16 protein-coding genes and 2 pseudogenes are annotated in these 16925 nt (G+C 71.1%); 14 read left to right on the top strand and 4 right to left on the bottom strand.

Annotated features, from left to right (window positions below; genetic code table 11):
* Window positions 1-160: 160 nt before the first annotated feature.
* On the top strand, window positions 161-952 hold the full coding sequence (locus ACFY3J_RS13665) for an SAM-dependent methyltransferase (protein ID WP_384179782.1): 792 nt from the start codon (window positions 161-163) through the stop codon (window positions 950-952).
* 407 nt (window positions 953-1359) lie between these two features.
* Here the strand turns inward: ACFY3J_RS13665 and ACFY3J_RS13660 are convergent, their stop codons facing one another.
* A complete protein-coding gene (locus ACFY3J_RS13660) occupies window positions 1360-1614 on the bottom strand; it encodes a hypothetical protein (RefSeq protein WP_390840927.1) in 255 nt (84 codons plus the stop codon).
* Between the two features lie 283 nt (window positions 1615-1897).
* Here ACFY3J_RS13660 and ACFY3J_RS13655 point away from each other — a divergent pair, with 283 nt between their 5' ends.
* The 4 genes from ACFY3J_RS13655 to ACFY3J_RS13640 all read left to right on the top strand — a co-directional run bounded on the left by ACFY3J_RS13655 (window position 1898) and on the right by ACFY3J_RS13640 (window position 7438).
* The gene (locus ACFY3J_RS13655) at window positions 1898-3817 is read left to right on the top strand and encodes an ABC transporter ATP-binding protein (RefSeq protein ID WP_390840896.1); all 1920 of its coding nucleotides are present in this window, start codon (window positions 1898-1900) and stop codon (window positions 3815-3817) included.
* The gene (locus ACFY3J_RS13650) at window positions 3814-4005 is read left to right on the top strand and encodes a hypothetical protein (protein WP_390840895.1); all 192 of its coding nucleotides are present in this window, start codon (window positions 3814-3816) and stop codon (window positions 4003-4005) included. Before ACFY3J_RS13655 ends, ACFY3J_RS13650 begins: the two co-directional genes overlap by 4 nt.
* 205 nt (window positions 4006-4210) lie before the next feature.
* A complete protein-coding gene (locus tag ACFY3J_RS13645; RefSeq protein WP_384179788.1) occupies window positions 4211-4372 on the top strand; it encodes a hypothetical protein in 162 nt (53 codons plus the stop codon).
* Between the two features lie 201 nt (window positions 4373-4573).
* Window positions 4574-7438 carry a SpoIIE family protein phosphatase gene (locus ACFY3J_RS13640; protein WP_390840894.1) on the top strand — a complete coding sequence of 955 codons (2865 nt, stop codon included), beginning with the start codon at window positions 4574-4576 and terminating at the stop codon, window positions 7436-7438.
* A gap of 517 nt (window positions 7439-7955) precedes the next feature.
* Here the strand turns inward: ACFY3J_RS13640 and ACFY3J_RS13635 are convergent.
* Both ACFY3J_RS13635 and ACFY3J_RS13630 read right to left on the bottom strand, forming a co-directional pair.
* Complete coding sequence (locus ACFY3J_RS13635) at window positions 7956-8363, bottom strand: (2Fe-2S) ferredoxin domain-containing protein (RefSeq protein WP_384179792.1); 408 nt, start codon at window positions 8361-8363, stop codon at window positions 7956-7958.
* Window positions 8360-9010, bottom strand: a pseudogene (locus ACFY3J_RS13630) (HAD-IC family P-type ATPase); the annotation flags it as partial. The gene ACFY3J_RS13635 and the pseudogene ACFY3J_RS13630, both read right to left, overlap by 4 nt.
* Window positions 9011-9317: 307 nt before the next feature.
* Between ACFY3J_RS13630 and ACFY3J_RS13625 the strand changes: the two are divergent.
* From ACFY3J_RS13625 to ACFY3J_RS13595, 7 genes are all read left to right on the top strand, one after another.
* Entirely contained in the window at window positions 9318-9884 is a 567-nt protein-coding gene (locus ACFY3J_RS13625) for a Chromate resistance protein ChrB (RefSeq protein ID WP_390840893.1), read from the top strand.
* 38 nt (window positions 9885-9922) lie between these two features.
* The gene (locus ACFY3J_RS13620; protein ID WP_384180065.1) at window positions 9923-11059 is read left to right on the top strand and encodes an MFS transporter; all 1137 of its coding nucleotides are present in this window, start codon (window positions 9923-9925) and stop codon (window positions 11057-11059) included.
* 511 nt (window positions 11060-11570) lie between these two features.
* Window positions 11571-12644, top strand: coding sequence for a sodium:calcium antiporter (locus ACFY3J_RS13615; RefSeq protein WP_384179796.1), 1074 nt, complete (start codon window positions 11571-11573; stop codon window positions 12642-12644).
* A gap of 232 nt (window positions 12645-12876) precedes the next feature.
* The gene (locus ACFY3J_RS13610) at window positions 12877-14175 is read left to right on the top strand and encodes an LCP family protein (RefSeq protein ID WP_390840892.1); all 1299 of its coding nucleotides are present in this window, start codon (window positions 12877-12879) and stop codon (window positions 14173-14175) included.
* 1 nt (window position 14176) lies between these two features.
* The gene (locus ACFY3J_RS13605) at window positions 14177-14341 is read left to right on the top strand and encodes a hypothetical protein (RefSeq protein ID WP_384180090.1); all 165 of its coding nucleotides are present in this window, start codon (window positions 14177-14179) and stop codon (window positions 14339-14341) included.
* A 107-nt stretch (window positions 14342-14448) separates the two neighbouring features.
* Window positions 14449-14901, top strand: coding sequence for a DUF5707 domain-containing protein (locus tag ACFY3J_RS13600; RefSeq protein ID WP_384179800.1), 453 nt, complete (start codon window positions 14449-14451; stop codon window positions 14899-14901).
* The gene (locus tag ACFY3J_RS13595) at window positions 14898-15044 is read left to right on the top strand and encodes a hypothetical protein (RefSeq protein ID WP_384180092.1); all 147 of its coding nucleotides are present in this window, start codon (window positions 14898-14900) and stop codon (window positions 15042-15044) included. The genes ACFY3J_RS13600 and ACFY3J_RS13595 overlap by 4 nt, the downstream gene beginning before the upstream one ends.
* A 37-nt stretch (window positions 15045-15081) precedes the next feature.
* Here ACFY3J_RS13595 and ACFY3J_RS13590 read toward each other — a convergent pair.
* Window positions 15082-15393: pseudogene (locus ACFY3J_RS13590) on the bottom strand (hypothetical protein); the annotation flags it as partial.
* Between the two features lie 567 nt (window positions 15394-15960).
* Here ACFY3J_RS13590 and ACFY3J_RS13585 point away from each other — a divergent pair.
* Window positions 15961-16428, top strand: coding sequence for a DUF2249 domain-containing protein (locus ACFY3J_RS13585; RefSeq protein WP_384179802.1), 468 nt, complete (start codon window positions 15961-15963; stop codon window positions 16426-16428).
* Entirely contained in the window at window positions 16371-16871 is a 501-nt protein-coding gene (locus ACFY3J_RS13580) for a hypothetical protein (RefSeq protein WP_384179804.1), read from the top strand. The genes ACFY3J_RS13585 and ACFY3J_RS13580 overlap by 58 nt, the downstream gene beginning before the upstream one ends.
* Window positions 16872-16925: the final 54 nt, after the last annotated feature.

Raw genomic sequence — 16925 nt, 5'->3', positions numbered from 1 at the left:
TGTCAGCTGTCGGGAAGAAGCGCCGGCCCACGCGCGCAGTGCGGTCCCGGCCTTTGAACGGCACGCCGTCGCCGGCCAGTTCGGCATATGGCCCGGAACGCGACCGAGTACGGTGATCAAAAGGCGGCGGCGCTTCACCTCCCGGACGACGGAGTCTGCTATGACGACGGACCATTCGCAGCCTCATCGCATCGACTCCAGCCGGGCTCACCCCGCGCGGGTCTACGACTGGCTGCTGGGCGGTAAGGACAACTACCCTGTGGACGAGGCGGTCGGCGAGACGCTGCCGCCCGAAGCGCGGGACGCGGCACGGCAGAACCGCGCGTTCATGCACCGGGCGGCGGCCTACCTCGCCGCCCAGGGTGTCGACCAGTTCCTGGACATCGGCACCGGCATCCCGACCGAGCCGAACCTTCACCAGGTCGTGCAACGGACTGTGCCCACCGCCCGGGTCGTCTACGCCGACAACGACCCGATCGTGCTGCGGCACGCGGAGGCCCTGCTGGCCAGCTGTCCCGAGGGGGCCACGGACTACATCCAGGCCGATGTGCGCGAGCCGGACGAGATAGTGCGGCACGCCCGACAAGTGCTGGACTTCGACCGGCCGATCGCCCTGTCGCTGATCGCCCTGATGCACTTCATCGGCGACGACCAGAACGCCCACGGCATCGTCAAGGGCCTGGTCGACGTCCTCCCGTCCGGCAGCCACCTGGTCCTCTCGCACGCCGCGATCGACCTCTTCCCCGAGCTGGCGGAGCAAGTGATCGCCCAGTACGCCAAGGGCGGCATCCGCCTCAGCTTCCGCACCCGGGAGGAGGTGGCCCGCTTCTTCGACGGACTGGAGCTGGTGCCGCCCGGCCTGGTCACCGCCACCGAGTGGTACGGCGCCGACCAGGAACTGCCCTCACCGGAGGAGAGTGGCATCTACGCGGGCGTGGCCCGCATTCCCTGACCAGACATCGGGCGGGGGCCCGTGCGGCCCGGCAGCGGACCGTGTCCGTGTCCCCGTACGGAAGGCCCGGCGGAGCGCTCCGTCCTGCCGCCGCGGGTCGAGGGGATCGGCGTGGAGGCGCTCGCGCCGGAGTACCAGCAGATCTTGTCGGTCGCCGCGCCGGAAGCTGCTCACCGAATACGAGTGCAGCACACGTTGGGAGCATCGAGGGCTGCTGCCACCCGTGGCTCCGCTGTTTCCACCGTGTTGTGGAACAGCCGGCCGGTCGGGACGCCCGTCCACCCGTCCATCCTGCGGGCCAGTCGCTCTGCGGCCGGCTACGGCACACCCGCCGAGGTCGACGACCGTGTCGGCGGTGCGGATGCCCCAGCGATCACACGCCATGTCCGACGCGGACCCAACCTGGTTCACACGCAGAGAACTTCGGTGTCCTGCGCCACGATTTCCTCGACGAACGACTCAGGGGAGTCCTTGTCCGTCACCAGGATCGACACCGCGTCCAGTGCGCACACCCGGGCGAATGCCCGGCGGCCCAGCTTCGAGGAGTCGGCCACCACGATCACGGTGCGTCCGCGTTCGACGAGCGAGCGGTTGGCGCCGGCCTCCGACTCGTCGTGCGTGGCTGCGCCGAAGTGGGGGTGGACCGCGTCTCGCCACCACAGTCGACGACAGCCAGATGGCCTCCGTCGCCAACCCCGCCGCCATCCCAGCCATCCAGAAGGATGCCTGGCACTGAACGGCCGGTGCCTCCGACCCCGAGCCCAACATGCGCTGGGCCCTGAACTACGACGACGGCTGCACCAACTACCGCAAGCTCACCGCCGGATGCGTCCGCTGCGTACGTTGAACACGGCGGTGTCCGGTTCTCGCCAGTCCGCGGTAAATGCCTGGACTGGGAAACTCTGCAGACGGGAGACTTCCGACTTCCGAACCTCCGGGAGTGTGATGGGGACAACAGATACGCGAGGGCCGACGCCGGGCAGGAGCGCGGTCGTTCTGGCACTACGCCGCTACGGCCGGGAACTGCTGCGACTACGACTGCTGGCCCTGCCCGCGCTGCTGTTGCCGGCCGTGGGCAACATCGGCATCCGCTACGTCGCCCCCCTGCTGATCGCCAAACTGGCAGGACAGGCCGCCCACGACGGCGGCCTCACCCTCAGCTCGGCGCTGCCGTACGTGCTGGGCTTCGGCGTGACGCTGCTGCTCGCCGAGGCCGTGTGGCGGATCGGGCAGCACTGCCTGAACCGCGTGGACGCCCTCGGCATGGAACACCTGTACGTGAGCGGCATGGACGAACTCCTCGCCAAGGACGCGGCGTTCTTCCACGACAACTTCGCCGGCTCCCTGACCAAACGGGTGCTCAGCTTCGGCAAGCGCTTCGAGGACTTCGTCGACACGGTGACGTACCGGATCGTGGGCAGTCTCGTCCCCCTGGTGTTCGGTGCCGTGGTGCTGTGGAGCTACGAACCGATGCTCGTCGTCGGCCTTCTTGTGATGATCGCGCTGACCGTGGTGGCCGCGACGCCTCTGGTCCGTCGCCGGCAGAGGCTCGTCAACGACCGTGAGGCGGCGATCGCCCGGGTCTCCGGCGACGTCGCCGACAGCCTCATGAACATGGAGACCATCCGGGCGTTCGCGGCCGAGCGGCGGGAGGCCGACGAACACCGCAGCCGTGTCGCGGACTCCCGACGCCTGACGCTGAGGTCGTGGGACTACGGCAATCTGCGCGTCGACACCCTGGTCGCCCCCATGTCCGTGCTGACCAACGTGCTGGGTCTGCTGGTCGCCATCGCCTTCGGTGGCTCGGGCCAGGGAGTCGAGGAGATCGTCGTCGCTTTCACCTACTACTCCAACGCCACACAGATCATGTTCGAGTTCAACCAGATCTACCGGCGTCTGGAAAGCTCGATGACCGAGGCCGCGCAGTTCACGGAACTGCTGCTGGATCCGCCCACCGTGCTCGACCCGACGAAACCCGAACCGCTCGCACCGCGGGACACCGGCATCCGCTTCGAGGCGGTGACCTTCGCCCACACGGGTGCGAAGCCGATTTTCCAGGGTCTCGACCTGGACGTGCCGGCAGGCGCACGGATCGGCCTGGTCGGCAGGTCCGGCGGCGGCAAGACCACGCTCACCCGGCTCCTGCTGCGGATGTCGGACATTGACGACGGACGCATCCTGATCGGTGGTCAGGACATCAGCCGGCTGCGCCAGACCGACCTGCGCTCACTGATTGCCTACGTCCCGCAGGAACCCGCCATGTTCCACCGCAGCCTGCGGGACAACATCGCCTTCGCCCGGCCCGGCGCCACCGACGAGGAGATCCACGCGGCGGCCATGGCCGCGCACGTCACGGAGTTCGCCGACCAGCTCCCCGACGGTTTCGCCACTCTGGTGGGGGAGCGGGGAGTCAAACTCTCGGGCGGCCAGCGCCAGCGCGTCGCCCTCGCCAGGGCCATCCTGCGCGACGCCCCGATCCTGCTGCTCGACGAGGCGACCAGCGCGCTGGACTCGGAGAGCGAGCTCCTCGTTCAGGACGCGCTGTGGCGGTTGATGGACGGACGTACGGCCCTCGTGGTCGCCCACCGCCTGAGCACCGTCGCCGGCATGGACCGCCTCGTCGTCCTCGACCGCGGAAGCGTCGTCGAGCAGGGTACCCACGAGGAACTGCTCACGGCGGACGGTGCCTACGCCAAGCTGTGGCAGCACCAGTCGGGCGGCTTCCTCGGCGAAAGCACCGAGTCGGCCCCCGGACGCCCGGTCCCGGAAGCCGGTCCCAGCGGGTTGCCCGGACCGGCCGACCCGGCGCCGGACGGTGGCCGCAGGACGTCGTCGCACGCTCGTACGAGCACCGGGTCCACATGACCGAGTCGGTTTCCGGACATCCTTGGCCGCCGCCGGCGGGTGGTGGTGCTGCGCAGCACTCCTGCCGGGTCAAGGAGATCATCGACGTCGACCTGCCCGGGTGGCGCGACCAGATCGCCACCGTGCCCGAGCCCTGCTTCGCCGAACTGCGCGCCACCGTCTTCTCGATGATCAAGGAATCGGTATGACGAGCCGGCCACCGGTCCGCGACGCGCTCGTCCTGGTCGCCGACCGGATGCGAGCCGACCACACCGGCCTTCGGCGGTGGGCCTGCCGGCCTGACCCCGCACCTGGACGTCCTCGCCGTCGCTGTTCGTCTCCTACCCGGACCCGCACCACCCGTTCACCCCGCCCGCGCCCTACCGGGGGAGGTACCGGGACCGCCCCGAGGACGTGGCTCTGCCCGCCACCTTCGGCGACCCGCACGAGCGCTCGCCCGAGCACGTCCACCGCGTGATCGCTGAGCGCGGCCGCCCGAAGGAGGACCCCACGCCGGCCTGGACGCCCACCGAGGAGCAGTTCCGCCACGCGCTTGCGCACGAACTGTCCCGGTGATGCGGGGCTTCACCGCAGACGCGTTGGACACCCGGTGGTGCGGCGAGAGGTCCTCGCGGGCCTTCCCAGCGGCCGGCCTCCACACGTCGTGTGTTGTGGTTCGTGTCGCAGGGGACCTACGGTGAAACTGCGTGGAGAGGACCCCGGACCAGTCGAGCGGCGGCGCGGCCGGGGGCACGTTCATGCGAGGAAGTGATCCCAGTGCCCATCGCGTGGGATGACATCGGCGGGCTTGTCGATGCCCATGAACGTTTCCTGTCCGGTGCGCTGGTCGAAGCGGACGTACGTGGCTCGGTGCTCGACTCCTGGAAGCGGTGCCGGTTCGCGGGCTTCGAGCCGGACCGGATGGTGTTCCCCCGCTCGTTCGGTCTGGGGCTGGACGATCGGTTCCTGAGCGCTGCCGAGCCGGTGCTGGCGGATCTGTCCGCGTCGCTCGCCGATATGGGCGTGACGGTCGTGCTCTGCGACGAGCACGGTCGGATGGTTCAGCGGCGCGGGGGCGGCCGGAAGCTCCTCCAGTGCCTCGACAAAGTGCGGTTCGCCCCCGGATGCGACGCCTCCGAAGGGGCCTCGGGCACCAACGGCGTGGGCACGGCGCTGGCCGGACGCCGCCCGATCTATGTCGTGGGCCGCGAGCACTTCGCCGACTTCCTGTTGCCGTTCGCCTGCGCGGGCGCGCCCGTCCGCAACCCGCTCAGCGGACGCATCGAAGGCATCGTCGACCTCACCTGCCTGCGCGAACACAGCGACCCCGCCATGCTGCGACTGGCCCGCGATGCCGTTCACGACATCGAGACGCGGCTCCTGGAGCAGGCCACGGAACGGGAACGGGTCCTGCTCGCCGCCTACCGACGGGCACGCCACGGCGCGCCCCGATGGTCCTGGCCCGAGCGCACGCCGTCGGGCCAGGAGACCGGATACGAGAGGGCGGAACTCGGCCGGATCGACCTGGCCCTGTTGCGTGAGAAGGCCGAGGCACTCATCGCCTCCTCGCACCGCACGCTGGACGAGGTGATCCTCTCCGGCGGGCGGGTCGCCACGCTACGGCGTCGCCCGGTCACCGGAGCGGCGGGCGAGACCGGCGTGGTCGTCGAGGCCCGCATACTCGGTGGCCCGAGCCCGATCGCCGTCGGACCCGGCGCTTCGGCGGAGCCCTACCGGGCGTCCTCGGCGGCCACCGGCACCGTCCCGCCCGCGAACCCTCCTGCCGCGCCGAAGCCGGACGGAACACCCCCGGCCGCCCTGCTCACGGCAGTGACCGCGCCCCCTCCGGCATCCGCAGCCGACGAGCCGCCCACGCGGGTCCGGAACGGAACGGACGATCACGACGACGGAGGAGGGGAAGGCTGGCCGCTGCTCGTCGGTGAGACCGGCGTCGGCCGGCTGGCGGTGCAGGCCCGCCGGCGTCTGGAGCTGCTGCGCGAGGCCGGCCTGCGCATCGGCAGCACGCTGGACGTCACCCGGACCGCGGAGGAGCTGGCGGCAGTGACCGTCCCCCGGTTCGCCGACTTCACCGCCGTCGACCTGCCCGGTGCCGTGCTGTGCGGCGAGGAGCCCGAGCCGTTCCGCGTGGGCACGGCGTTGCGCCGGGTGGCATTGAGGGCCGTGGACGAGGACTCTCCCCTGTACGGTGTCGGCGAAGAGATGCGGTTCGCGCCGTCGACGCCACAGGCCTGCAGTCTGGACAGTCGGCAGCCCCTGCTCGAACCCGTCCTGGCCGAGGCCGGCGGCTGGTTCGCCCAGGATCCGCCGCGGGGTGATCGGATCCTCGCGGCGGGCATCCACTCCCTGATCACGGTGCCGCTGCAGGCCCGCGGCGCCACCCTCGGCGTGGTGAGCTTCTACCGCTCCCGCAAACCGGTCCCCTTCGAGGACGACGATCTGTCCCTGGCCCAGGAACTGGCCGCCCGTGCGGCGATCTGCATCGACAACGCCCGCCGCTACACGCGCGAGCACAACACGGCTCTCGCCCTGCAGCGCAGCCTGCTGCCCCGGGGCCGGCCCGAGCAGAGCGCCGTCGAGGTCGCCTACCGCTACCTGCCCGCGCAGGCCGGAGTGGGCGGCGACTGGTTCGACGTCATCCCGCTGTCTGGTGCCCGGGTGGCGCTGGTGGTGGGTGACGTGGTCGGTCACGGACTGCACGCCGCCGCCACCATGGGCCGGCTGCGCACCGCCGTGCACAACTTCTGCTCCCTGGACCTGCTGGCCGACGACCTCCTCACCCACCTGGACGACCTGGTGGGCAGGCTCGACCGGGGCGAGGGCTGGGCGGTGGAGCCCACACACCCGGACTCCGGGATCATCGGCGCCACGTGCCTGCTTGCCGTGTACGACCCGGTGTCCCGGCGGTGCACCTTCACCCACGCCGGACACCCCCAGCCCGCGGTGGTCGCCCCCGACGGCACGGTGGACTTCGTCGACCTGCCGCCGACGCCGCCGCTCGGGCTCGGCGGGGTGCCTTTCGAGACCGTCGAGCTGGAGCTGGCCGAGGGCAGCCAACTGGTGCTGTACACCAACGGCTTGATCGAGGATCGGTCCCGGGACGTCGACGTCGGCCTGGACACGCTGCGCACCGTGCTCGCCTGCGTCGGCCGCGGCCCGGAGGACACCTGCGAGGCGGTCCTCGACGCACTGCTCCCGGCCCGGCCGGGCGACGACGTCGCCATGCTCGTCGCCCGTACCCGTGCGCTCGGCGCGGAACAGGTCGCCCAGTGGGACCTGCCCAGCGACCCGACGGTCGTCTCCCGCTCCCGCGCGGCGGTCACCGCGCAGCTCGCCGAATGGGAGCTGGACGACCTGGCCTTCACCACCGAACTCGTCGCCAGCGAATTGGTCACCAACGCCATCCGATATGCCACCGGCCCGGTCCGGCTACGGCTGCTCCGCGACCGCGCACTCGTCTGCGAGGTCTCCGACGGCAGCAGCACCTCACCCAGGCTGCGCCGCGCCAGGAGCGAGGACGAGGGCGGGCGCGGGCTCTTCCTCGTCGCCCAGCTCACCGAACGGTGGGGCACCCGCTACACCACCGACGGAAAGGTCATCTGGGCGGAACAGCCCCTGTCGTGACGGCCGCCAGGGCCATGGAGCCGATCGGTGCCGCGCTGCCACATGGTCGTCATGTACCCGGGGGGTGCTGAGTACTTGCGCTGTGGTCGGTGATGGAGCGAGTCGGAACGCTTGAGCGATGGCTGCTGCGGCCAGGACGGCTCGGCGTAAGAGTGCCGCGTTCGACGAAGTGCTCAACACCGCAGTCGAGAAGGGGTACTTCGCGGAGAACCCTCTCAACGGGCTCAGATGGAATGCTCCGGCAGTCAATGACGAGGTCGACCCGGCTTCCGTTCCCAACGCACAGGGCGGGACGCCTCCGGGACCTCGGAGTGAGCCCTGCCTCGCTTCACCGCCGACCACCACCTCCTCACCGTCACCGCTTTCGTCGACGACCTGCGCACCGGGCACTTCCGCGCCGGCCTGCGCGAAGCGCGCGGGTTCGTGGATTCCAGGACAGGGATACGTGGAAACCCGAGCGCCCGGCGACCTGTGAAGAGCCTCGGGCACGCGGGTTCGGGGTGGAGGGTTGGAGTTCCTATTCGCCGTGGAGTCCGGCTTGGACGCGGCGGGAGGGCCGGAAGGCGTAGAGGTCGAGAATGCCGGGCGGTTCGGTGATGCCCGGTCCGCCTTCCTTGACCCAGGTGGTGATGTCGGCGGTGGCGTCGGGGTCGTTGACCAGGCCGAGCCACACGGGGCGGCCGCCGTTCTCGCGGCCCTCGGTGGAGGGCTGGACGACGATGACGTTGGCGTGTTCGCACGCGTCGAGGCAGTCGGTGACCCGTACGGTCGCGGTGCCGTCGAGTGCCTGGCGCAGGTCGCGGAGCTGGGTGATGTGGTCGAGGCCGGCGACCTTGGGGGTGCCGCAGCAGCAGCCGCGGCAGACAGTGACGGTGGGCCGCGCCGCCCCCGGGGCGGGGGCGACACGTCGGGCGCGTTTGCTCACGCGGTGTCCCTGGTGAGTCGGGGCCAGGCGGCCTCGCGCAGGAGGCGCAGGCCGTTGAGGCCGACGATGACGGTGGAGCCCTCGTGCCCGGCGACGCCCAGCGGCAGGGGGAGTGTGCCGATCAGGTCCCATGCGACCAGGACGGTAATGAACGCCCCGGCGATGACCAGGTTCTGGACGACGAGGCGGCGCGCGGTGCGGGACAGCTGCACGATGGACGGGATGGTGGCCAGTTCGTCGCGGACGACGACGGCGTCGGCGGTCTCCAGGGCGAGGTCGGAGCCGGCCTTGCCCATCGCGATCCCGGAATGCGCTGCGGCCAGCGCGGGGGCGTCGTTGACTCCGTCACCGACGACGAGCACCCGCTTTCCTTCGGCCTCCCACTCCCGCACCGCGGCCACCTTGTCCTGTGGCAGCAGTCCGGCGCGGACCTCGGTGATGCCGACCTCGGCGGCCGGGTACCGCGCGGCACGCTCGTTGTCGCCGGTCAGCAGTATCGGGGCGCGGCCGGTCAGCCGGGTGAGCGCGGCGACGGTGGCCGCCGCGTCCGGGCGCAGCCGGTCCGCGATCCCCAGCACCCCCACCGGCACCCCGTCACGCAGGACCACCACAGCGGTGCGGCCGTTGTTCTCCAGCTCGGCCACCACCTTCCCGTGCGACTCGTGAGCGGTGCGGTCTGACTCCGCCGGCCGACGACTGGGCGAACGCCGCCTGATGCGGCAACAGGTCGTTCTCGTCGAGGCGTTCGCCGACGTCGCCGCCCAGCATCCCGACTGGTGCGTGGCAACGAGCCAGGCCCGATGGCGCGGCCGGGCCCTGCTCCGACTGCGCCACGGAGCCCTGCCCGCGCCTGCACTGGCCGGCTCACCTGGTGATGCATGAGCTGGACCGCCGCCCCCCTCACGTTCACCCACTTGTACGCACCTGGATGTGACGCTTGCTACATTCCATGGTGTGGCGACCCTGGGACCGGTGAGCCGCTGGCTCATCCTGGTGATCAAACTGCCTGCCCAGCCGTCGCGGCGCCGTGTGGCGGTCTGGCGGGAGCTGCGCAGGATCGGGGCGCTCTCGCTCGGCCAGGGCATCTGGGCCGTACCGGACGTCCCGGTCTTCGCCGACGGCATTGCGCGGGCGGTCAGGTTGACCGAGCGGACGGACGGCCAGGTCGTGACGTTGAACGCCTCCGGGCGTGGACCTGAGGACGCCGTCCGTCTCCAGGAGATGTTCGCTGCCGCGCGGTCCGCGGACTGGGCGGAGTTCCTCGCCGACTGCGGCAAGTTCGAGGCGGAGCTCGCCAAGGAGATCCGCACGGCCAAGCTCACGTCGGCTGAGCTGGAGGAAGAGGAGCAGTCGCTGGAGCGGCTGCGGCGCCGGCACCGCGACCTGACGGCACGCGACGTGTTCGGGACCCCGGAGGCGGCGAAGGCCGGCGAGCGGCTCTGGCAGTGCGTGGCCGCCTGCGAGGATTACGCCGAGCGCGTCTTCGCCACCCTGCACCAGGCCCCGGAGGGGGAACAGTGAGCACGGCCCCCACGGTGCAGGCGGCTCCGGCCCGGCGCATGTGGCCGCTGTACGCCGCGGGGTTCACCACCGCCTTCGGCGCGCACGGAATCGCCGCCAACCTCGGCGGCCACGCCCAGGGTGCGGTCACCTCGCTGCTGGTGCTCGGCGGCCTTCTCGCCCTGTACGACGGTGCCGAGGTACTGCTCAAGCCGCTGTTCGGCACACTCGCCGACAGGATCGGCGCACGCCCGGTCCTGCTCGGCGGACTCGTCGCCTTCGCCGCCGCGTCCGCCCTGTACGTCGTCGCGGACAGCCCCGGCCGGCTGTGGGCCGCGCGCCTGGGCCAGGGCGCCGCGGCCTCCGCCTTCTCCCCGTCGGCCTCCGCGCTGGTCGCCCGCCTCACCCCGGCGGCCAAGCGCGGCCGGGCCTTCGGCGGTTACGGCTTCTACAAGTCGATCGGCTACACGCTCGGCCCACTGCTCGGCGGAGTGCTGGTGTGGGCCGGGGGCCTGCGCCTGCTGTTCACCGTCCTGGCCGTGCTCGGGGCGGGGGTCGCCGTGTGGGCCGCGCTCGCCGTCCCGGTCGTACCGCCGCTGCCCAGGGTCCGGCAGACGGTACTCGACCTGGCCCGCCGCCTGGCCGACCCGGCCTTCCTCGCCCCGACGTCGGCCCTGGCCGCGGCGACCGCCGCACTCTCGGTCGGGGTGGGCTTCCTGCCGGTCTCAGGCCGGGCGGCAGGTCTGGGCACGGTGGCCACCGGTGCCGCCGTCTCGGTCCTGGCCGCCTGCGCGGCCGTGGTCCAGCCGAAGGCCGGACGGGCCCTGGACCACGGACGGCTGACGACCCGTACGGGCATCTCGGCAGGGCTGCTGCTCACCGCCGCGGGACTGGGCTGTGCCATGCTGCCGGGACTTACCGGGCTGCTCCTGGGTGCCGCGCTGATCGGCGCCGGAACCGGTCTGATCACTCCGCTCGGCTTCGCCGCCCTTGCCGCAAGCACCCCCACGGAGCGTCTCGGCCAGACCATGGGCGCCGCCGAACTCGGCCGCGAACTCGGCGACGCGGGCGGCCCGTTGCTCGTCGCGACGGTCGCCTCACTCACCACCCTCACCCACGGCTTCGCCGTTCTCGGCGCCATTCTCGCGCTCGGCCCGGTGCTCACCGTCCTACGGCGTCGGCCCGTCGGAGGGTGAAACCCACACCACAGGCGGCACAGGCACGCCCGCCTGCGCGCGAGGGGACGAAGCCGACGCCAGTCTTACGGGGAACGCCAGAGCTTCGGGCGCCGCCGGTCGTAGCCGCGCCCAGCCTCTGCCACACGCCACGATCGCCCCCCGCCATGGGACATCGTTCGCCCGTCAGCCGGCGCCCAGCATCAGCGCCAACAGCAACCGCGCCGGACCGGTCGACGTGCCCAACGGCTGTGAGGGGCCCTGCTTGCTGTCCGGGCGGATCTTGGGACATGGCGGACCACCATGTATGCTCGGCGGTCGCGAAGGGGAGTAGCTCTGCAATACCGGTCGTCGACACACTGGAACCCAGCACCGGGTTCCCGGTGGCCGGGCCCGCGCTGCGTGCGGGTGGGCGAGACCTTCGGCCCTTTGTCGACGACGTATGCGTGTCGGCGGGGTCGAAGCTGCCGCCATTCCCCTCGCGCGGTTGTTCTCGAAGCCCTCGCCGCTACGGGAAGGCTGAACCGAGACCGTGATCCATTTCGTGTTGTTGATCGTCTGCGCGGTGGCGATCTATCTCTCCTGTGAGTGGTTCGTCAACGCCGTCGAGTGGCTCGGCGAGCGCCTCGACGTCGGCAAGATGGCGGTCGGCACGATCCTGGCCGCCTTCGGCACCGCACTGCCCGAGTCCGTGGTCACGCTCGTCGCGGTGACCACCGGCGCGACTGCCGAGGCCAAGGACATCGGCGTCGGCGCCGCGATGGGCGGCCCTTTGGCGCTGGCCACCGTCGCCTACGGCGTCACCGGCGCCATGCTGCTGCTCAAGCGCCGCAAGGAGCGTGAGCGCACTGCCGCGCTGGTCGCCGCAGGTGGCAGCGGCCCCGACACGCCCGCCCGGTCGGCCAGTGGCACTGAGCAGGCCCTGGGTACCGCGAAGGACATGAAGCGGCTGGCCAAGGACCAGAAGTGGTTCCTGCCGATCTTCATCGTGAAGGTGGCGCTCGGCCTGGTCGCCTTCGCCTTCAAGCCTGTACTGGGCCTGTTGTTCTTCGCCGCCTACGCGGTCTACTTCTGGCGGGAGATCCGCGGTGGCCAGGACGAGGACGGCGAGGAGGAGGAGCTGGAGCCGCTGAAGTTCCAGCCCAAGGCCGCCTCTCCGGCCACCTGGGCCGTCATCGCCCAGACGTTGGGCACCCTCGCGGTGATCTTCTTCGCCTCGCAGCTGTTCGTGAAACAGCTGGACGCCATCGGCCCGATGATCGGCCTGTCCGCCTCGGTGACCGCCCTGCTGCTGTCCCCGATCGCCACCGAACTGCCGGAAATCATGAACGCCGTGATCTGGGTGCGCCAGGGCAAGACCAAGCTCGCTTTGGCGAACATCTCCGGCGCGATGATGATCCAGGCCACCGTCCCCTCCGGCCTTGGCCTCCTCTTCACCGGCTGGCACTTCGATGCCGCGCTGCTGTGGTCCGGGCTGATCACGATGGTGGCGATCATCTACCTGCTGCTGACCATGCGAGCGAACAAGCTCACCCCGGCACGCCTCGCGGTCGCGGCCGGCTTCTACGTGCTCTTCGCCCTCGGCCTGATTCCCATCCTCGGCTGAGCGATTGCTGCGCTGCCGCCTGGGCCCGAGCGGCAGCGCAGCGAAGGGCGCCGCCTCGCAGGAATTGCCCGCGCGGCGGCCGGGCCGCTTCTTCACACCGCGCGAGCAGCGCACGGAACAAGGGACTTGAGCTGTCATGGCAGGACACAGAAGATCCGTACCTCCCGTAGAGAACCAGGAGTCGGCCGGGCGGCGTCGGCGCAGGCGTCCCCAACGGCGGATCGGCCGTTGGGTGGCGCTCGCCGCCTCGGTCCTCGTCCTCGGCGTGGCTGGAGTGGGCGGCTGGGCGTACACGCACCTCAACGGCAACATCAAGGGAGCGGATCTGGGCGACGCGCTGGGCGACAACCGGCCCAAGGCCACCCGCGGAGGCCAGAACATCCTGGTCATCGGCTCCGACAGCCGCAAAGGCATGGGGACTGCCTACGGCAAGAACCTCACGACGATGCAGTCCGACACCCTGATGCTGCTGCACACCGGCGGCGACGGGAAATGGGCCACCGTCGTCTCCTTCCCCCGCGACTCCTGGGTAGAGGTACCTGCCTGCGACCGGGGCAACGGTTCGACGTCCAGCCCGCACCACTTCAAAATCAACGAGGCGTTCGCGATCGGCGGCACCACCGGCGACACGGCCAAGGCCGCCGCCTGCACCATCAAGACCGTCGAGGCCAACACCCATGTGCGCATCGACCATTTCCTGATCGTGGACTTTCGCGGCTTCACCGGCATGGTCGACGCCCTGGGCGGCGTTGAGGTCTGTCCCAAGCAGGCCATCCACGACAAGAAGGCCCACCTCGACCTGGAGGCCGGCTGCCAGATCGTCAAGGACGACAAGGCCCTCGGCTACGTCCGCGCCCGCTACAGCATCGGCGACGGCTCCGACATCGGCCGCATCGGACGCCAGCAGGAGTTCATGCAGTCCCTCGCCGACCGCGCGAAATCAAAGCTGTACAACCCCACCGCCCTGTACGGCTTCTTGAACTCCGCGACCAAGTCGCTGACCACCGACCCCGACCTGGCCGGCATCGACCCCCTGTACAGCCTGGCCTCCAACGTGAAGGGCATAGCCACCGACCGGATCTCCTTCCTGACCGTCCCCAACTACCCGCGAGAGCACGACGTGCCCACCGACAAGGCCAACGTCACCTGGCAACAGCCCGCCGCCCGGCAGCTGTTCACCGCCCTCAACCACGACGAGGAGACGACCAAAGCCGACCTGAGGAAGGCGACGGCCCAGCTGCCCGCACCCGCGAGCACCGTGCACGTCACCGTCCTCAACGGCACCGGCATCCAGGGCGCGGCGCTGAAGGTCGCCGACCAGCTGCGCGCCCTCGGCTTCCAGATCACCGCCACCGGCAACGCTCCCACCCGCGTCAGTGAAACCACCCTCACCTACGCCCGCGGCCAGTCGGAGCAGGCTCAGGCGCTCGCCGGCCACCTGCCCGGCGTGGCACCCACGCTGTCCGAGCAATCAGCCCCCGCCACGGTCACCTTGACCATCGGCCCCGACATGCCCGCCGTCGACGGCTGACATGAAGACAGGGCCGGAGCGGGCGGTTGACTGCCACGATCCGGAGAGGCCCGCGGCCTTCTGGTGCGAGGTCGTGGACTTCAAGGTGATCGACCGGAGCGAGGGCAAGGTCGAGATCGGTTCCTGGGTGCCTACCGTCGAGGACGGCTTACTCAGGGTGGGTTGAGTAGGTGCGCTCATGTCCGGCGCACCCTCGCGCGGCGAGTATCGGTGCAGCGGCGCAGTCCAGTGGCGCCGACCCGATCCAGTGCTGAGACAGTTACGGAGAATCCCATGTCCCGACGTGTCGCTCTGTCCGTGGCCGCCGGTGTCGTCATCCTCGGTGGTGCCGGTGCCCTCGCCCTCGCCCACGCCGGGGAGCGGACTCCGGCGCCGGCGCACAGCAGTGCCCGCTACACCGCTCCCGACGGGGACCGCGACGGCTCGCTGGCCTTCGTCACCGACGTCACGGCGTCCTCCGGTGTCAAGAGTGTGAAGGTGCTGGCCTGGCCGCAGAACTCGTCCTTCGCCGAGAAGGGGCTGACCGCCGAGGACATGGCCGCCGCGGAGTCGGCCGTCTGCAAGCCCTCCGGGCAGAACACCGTGCGCTGCACCTACACCGTCAAGGTCACCGGTGCCGACGCCGAGTCGTCCCCGCGCGGTGCCTGGCACGTCGCCGTCCTGGCCACCGCGAAGGACGGCACCACGACCCTGGACACCAAGGCGGCCGACTTCACCGTCCGATGACCGGCACACCACATGACCGGGAGAGCGCGGACCATGACGCGTGCCCGACCTGGCGACTGCCGCGCAAGTCCCGGTGCCGTACCACCCGCATCACCGACCCGGTCGAGGCCGTCCTCGCCCTGGAGCTGACCGCATCGGCCTGAGAGTGTGTCGCGAACCTCCCGGTCGGCCGGGAGCGGCCCGGACGTACGGGTAGCGGACCCTGCTGGGCGAGTAGGTGTACCAGGAGAACGACGCACCGCGCGGGCAACCGCGCGGCTCGTACTCCGGGCAGTCCGTGCCGCCGGTGCAGTTCACGCCGTGCGTGGAGCGCACCACCTCGTCGTGCGCCCAGCGGTCACGGTGGAACCCCTCCCACCTGGGATCGCCTTCACCGAAGACAGCGCGTCCGTCGGCCGACACCTCGCGACGGGTCAGCAGCCGACGGGCGGCCGAGGGCCGGCCCTGCCCTGCGTGCCGCTGCGACGGGCGCGCGATCTCGTCGTTCTCCACGGCCACGAACGCCAGGCGCCGGGCCCTGCTCCGGGCCCGGGGCCGAACGGCCCTGTCGGGACACCTACCGGCCCGGCCCTCACCTCCGTCCGGGCGGAGCCGGATGCGTCATGCGACGAACCGGCCGACGATCCCCCGCACGATCCGTGCCGTGCGTGTCGTGCGGAACATCTGAGCCGCCCCTCCACCGAGGGCCGTTCGGAGCCGTATCGAGGGACCATGGGGAGCATCCGGGGGCCGGTCGGCTCAGGCGCCGACCGCCGCGGCACGGCGATCCTGGCCTGTGACCGGCCGGGAGTGGCCACGGGCCGTCAGGTCCGGCTGTCCGGCCACGTCTTCTCGTGTCCACGGGCTGCGGCAGCCGCGGCGCGCTCCTGGTCCGGTCGCCGTCCGGCCCGGTGCCGTCGGCCGGGCGGTGGTCTGCCACGTCCCCGTACCTGCGCCTGGCCGCCTGGTGCGCCGCGTCGGGGAGGTGGCGGACGGCCCGGCTTCCCGGACCTGCCGCGGACACGCCCGCGTGAGGCGCCTCCGGATCACAGCGCCCTGAGATGGTGGAGGACATATCGGGTGGCGAGGCGGAAGAAGGGCGGTGGCCGTGGCGGCATGTGCGGCTGCGGTGGTGCGGAGGAGCAGGCCGTGCCCGAACTGGGCGTGCGGTCCGTACCCCATGCCCTGCGTCAAGCCACGGTCTTCGGCGCGCCGGACGCGGTACCGGCCGACGGCGCCATGGTGCTCGTCGCGCCGCACGACCCGCAGCCGCTGCTCGCGCGAGTCGAGCAGCGCGACCGCGGTGTCTTCGCGGTGGAGTACCTGCGACGGGGGCCCGAAGTCCGCCGGCTGCGCCTCAGCTGTCGCCGACCCGGCGCCGCCTCGGCCGCCCGCGCGGTCCGCGGACTCGGAGACGCCCGGCGCCCTCGTACGCGCCGCGTCCGCCACCAGGAAAACCAGGCCGACGAAGAGAAACAGGAAGGCATGTCATGGATGGTGCGCACCGCCGGACCGGCGTACTGGTCAGGATGGCCGGCGCGGCCCTGATGGCCGCAGGACCCGTCATGGTTCTGCGCGGCCGTATGGGTCGCAAGGAGATCCGTACCGAACTGGCCGCGCAGCGGATCACGTTCCCGGACCACGGGCTGCCCGCCCGCCTCGCCGCTCTCGCCGGCCGGAGCGTGGAGACCGGCGCCCAGGCCCACGCCTACGCCGAGCTGATCAAGGAACATGTCGCTCAGGCGACCGGCGGCCGTACGTATGCCGAGATCACCGATGAGCTGCACGCCACGGGGAACGACGACGAGAAACTCGCCCAGTTGCGCCAGACCGCCTTCATGGGTGAAACGCTGCGCGGCTCGCTGTTGTCCGCCTACCAGGCCTGGCACCTCACCACACTGGTCATGGGCCTGGGCGGCGTGCTGACCGGCCTCGGCGCGGCACTGGTGGCCACGGCGGACGCCTTGGGCGCGGAGCCGCACCGTCCTTGACGGACTCACCCGTCTCCGGGCAGGCGGCCGCCGCCATCGCCGACCAGGGCGGCG

Origin of the sequence: Streptomyces sp. NPDC001231 (assembly GCF_042896885.1) — a bacterium.
Taxonomy (GTDB): Bacteria; Actinomycetota; Actinomycetes; order Streptomycetales; family Streptomycetaceae; genus Streptomyces.
Note: the sequence above shows the minus strand (reverse complement) of the source record. Positions and strands in the feature narration are given on the sequence as shown.